The organism is Amycolatopsis kentuckyensis (assembly GCF_002155975.1).
Lineage (GTDB): Bacteria > Actinomycetota > Actinomycetes > Mycobacteriales > Pseudonocardiaceae > Amycolatopsis > Amycolatopsis kentuckyensis.
In genome coordinates this window covers 1-3525 of the sequence record NZ_MUMI01000624.1, presented here as the reverse complement: position 1 = coordinate 3525, position 3525 = coordinate 1, and the positions used below count along the sequence as shown (strand labels likewise).

3 protein-coding genes are annotated in these 3525 nt (G+C 72.1%); 1 reads left to right on the top strand and 2 read right to left on the bottom strand.

Annotated features, from left to right (window positions below; genetic code table 11):
- The coding region (locus CCN39_RS44025; protein ID WP_143264386.1) for an aldehyde dehydrogenase family protein at window positions 1-920 on the bottom strand (920 nt) is incomplete at its 3' end.
- Window positions 921-1095: 175 nt separating this feature from the next.
- Between CCN39_RS44025 and dxs the strand changes: the two genes are divergently transcribed.
- Complete coding sequence (dxs, locus tag CCN39_RS44020; protein ID WP_086852683.1) at window positions 1096-3015, top strand: 1-deoxy-D-xylulose-5-phosphate synthase; 1920 nt, start codon at window positions 1096-1098, stop codon at window positions 3013-3015.
- Here the strand turns inward: dxs and CCN39_RS44015 are convergent.
- Window positions 3016-3525: hypothetical protein (locus CCN39_RS44015; RefSeq protein WP_208630649.1), on the bottom strand; the 510-nt coding region annotated here is incomplete at its 5' end. It abuts the gene before it with no gap.

Genomic DNA, 3525 nt, shown 5'->3' with positions numbered 1-3525 from the left:
TCGGCGCGGCGCACCAGCTCGCCGACGAACTCGTCGTGCCACTCGCGCTGCACGATCAGCCGCGCGCCCGCCGAGCACACCTGGCCGGAGTGCAGGAACACCGCCGTCAGCGCGTAGTCGACCGCCGTCTCGAAATCGGCGTCGGCGAACACCACGTTCGGGTTCTTCCCGCCCAGCTCCAGCGCCACCTTCTTGACCGTGCTCGCCGCCGCCGCGGCGATCACCTTGCCGGTCGCCAGGCCGCCGGTGAACGACACGAGGTCGACGTCCGGGTGCGACGCCAGCGGCGCGCCGGCCTCGGCGCCCGCGCCCAGCACCAGGTTGCCCACGCCCGGCGGCAGGCCCGCCTCGGTCAGCAGCTTGAGGAACAGGATCGCGGTGTGCGGGGTCAGCTCGCTGGGCTTGAGCACGAACGTGTTGCCCGCGGCCAGCGCCGGCGCGATCTTCCACACGGTCTGCAGCAGCGGGTAGTTCCACGGCGTGATCAGCCCGCAGACGCCGACCGGCTCGTGCACGATCCGGCTGAACGCGTCGGGGTTGCCGGTGTCGACGACGCGCCCGGCGTCCTGGGCCGCGAGCTTGCCGAAGTAGCGCAGGCAGGCCGCGATGTCGGCCATGTCGTAGCGGCTCTCGACCAGGCGTTTGCCGGTGTCGAGCGACTCGGCGCGGGCGAACGCCTCGGCGTCGCGGTCGAGCAGGTCCGCCGCCCGGAGCAGCAGGTCACCGCGCAGGTGGGCGGGGGTGCCGGGCCACGGGCCGGTGTCGAACGCCCGGCGGGCCGCCGCGATGGCGGCCTCGGTGTCCTTGGCGGTGCCCTCGGCGACCGTCGCGACCAGGGAGCCGTCGGCCGGGCAGCGGATCTCCCGCCGGCCGCCGTCCACCGCGTCCACCCATTCGCCGCCGATGAAGAAATCCGCCATGCCGCTCATTCTCGTGGCCACGCGGCGTGACCGCCACAGCGACGCGGCGAGACGAGGTTCACCCCAGGTGCTGACCTGCGGTCGCGCTCCGGTTGTGACGCCGGACGCGGCCTGCGGTCCCGCTCTGGCGGGTCTCCGTAGACTGGCCGGAACCGAGCGAGTGAGGTGGAGACGAGTGACGATGCTGGAGTCCGTGAGCGGACCGGCGGACCTGAAGCGCATGAGTGTCGAGGACCTCGGCGAACTGGCCGCCGAGATCCGGGACTTCCTCGTCGACAAGGTCCGGCGGGCGGGCGGCCACCTGGGGCCGAACCTCGGCGTCGTCGAGCTGACCCTGGCCCTGCACCGCGTGTTCGACTCGCCGCGCGACGCGATCGTGTGGGACGTCGGTCACCAGGCGTACGTGCACAAGCTGGTCACCGGCCGCGCCGCGGGGTTCGACCTGCTGCGCCAGACCGGCGGGGTCACCGGTTACCCGTCGCGCGCGGAGAGTGAGCACGACTGGGTGGAGAGCAGCCACGCGTCGTCCGGCCTGTCCTATGTGGACGGCCTGGCGAAGGCGTTCGAGCTGGCCGGCGGCGGGCGGCACGCGATCGCCGTCGTCGGCGACGGCGCGCTCACCGGCGGCATGTGCTGGGAGGCGCTCAACAACATCGCCGCGCACAAGGACCGCCCGGTCGTCATCGTGATCAACGACAACGGCCGCTCCTACTCGCCGACGATCGGCGGCGTGGCCGACCACCTCGCGGCGCTGCGCCTGCAGCCCGGCTACGAGCGGCTCCTCGACGGCGGCCGCGAGATCCTCAAGCACACCCCGGTCGTCGGCAAGCCGATCTACGCCGCACTGCACGCCGCGAAGGCCGGCCTGAAGGACGCGCTGAGCCCGCAGGCGATGTTCTCCGACCTGGGCCTGAAGTACCTCGGCCCGGTCGACGGCCACGACCAGGTGGCGCTGGAGAAGGCGTTCCACAGCGCGCGCTCCTTCGGCGGCGCCGTGATCGTGCACGTGGTCACCGAGAAGGGGCACGGCTACGCGCCCGCGGTGAACAACCAGCACGACCAGATGCACCAGACCGACCCGATCGACCCGGAGACCGGCCTGCCGCCGGTCAAGGGGCCGAGCTGGACCGGTGTTTTCGGCTCCGAGCTGGCGGCGATCGGTGCCGAGCGGGAGGACGTCGTCGCCATCACCGCGGCGATGCTGCGGTCCACCGGGCTGGACAAGTTCGCCGAGGCGTTCCCGGATCGGTGGTACGACGTCGGGATCGCCGAGCAGCACGCGGTCACCTCGGCCGCCGGGCTGGCCATGGGCGGGCTGCACCCGGTGGTGGCGATCTACTCGACGTTCCTGAACCGCGCGTTCGACCAGGTACTGATGGACGTGGCGCTGCACCGCCTGCCGGTGACGCTGGTGCTCGACCGGGCCGGGATCACCGGGCCGGACGGACCCAGCCACCACGGCATGTGGGACCTGTCGCTGCTCGGCATGGTGCCGGGGATGCGGGTGGCCGCGCCGCGCGACCCGGCGACGCTGCGCGAGGAACTGCGCGAAGCCGTTGCGGTGTCCGATGGGCCGACGGCGCTGCGGTTCTCGAAGGGCAAGGTCGGAACGGACGTCACGGCGGTGGAGCGGATCGGCACGGTCGACGTACTGCGCCGCCCGGCCGAGGGCGCGGACGTGCTGCTGGTGACGGTGGGGGCGTTCGCGACCCTCGGGCTGGCGGCCGCGGACCGGCTCGCCGACCAGGGCATCGGGGTGACGGTGGTGGACCCGCGGTGGGTGCTGCCGGTTCCGGCGGAGCTCGTTGCGCTGGCGTCGCAGCACAAGCTGGTGGTGACGGTGGAGGACAGCGGTCGTCACGGCGGCTTCGGGTCGGCCTTGGCCGCGATGTTCCGGGATGCCGAGTGCGATGTGCCGTTGCGGGATTTGGCGGTGCCGCAGTCGTTCCACGACCACGGCAGCCGCGACGAGGTCCTCGGGCGGATCGGGTTGACCGCTCAGGACGTGGCCCGGCGGGTGACGGAGTGGGCCTCCGGGCGGCTGGGGTCGCCGGAAGCCTCGGCGCCGGCCAAGAAGAACGCCGACCGCAGCTGATCAGTAGACGCCGAAGGTCAAGCCCGATCCGGCAGACGCGCAGGGCGACAGATTGAGGTCGTCGGCGACCTGGTTGCCCCGCGCGTTCGCTTCCGCTCCCCGCTGAATGTCGTCGAGCACCTGGGCGGCGTTCCCGTTGACGTAGTCGGTCGCGGCGTGCTCGTACTCGCCGGCGGCCTGGTCCCAGGCGCCGGTCATCAGCTGAATCCGTTGCCGGGCGTCGGCGGGGGCGCCGACATTGCGGAGATCCATGTCCATGGCCCGGTAAATGGCGGCGATCTTGGCGACGACGTCCGGCCACGGCCGACGTTGTTCGATGTCGGGTTGCAGCGAGTTCAACATCGAGTCGGCCTGCGTGCACACCGAAGTCGCTTCGGCGACCCAGTGATCGTCGGCGGCGTTGGCCGCGACGGGGGCGGGCGTGGGAGTGGGGGTGGCTTTCGAGCCGATCACGCCAGTCTCCGCCAGAATGGTGATCAGCGCGGTCACCGCCGTGACCACACCGGCCAC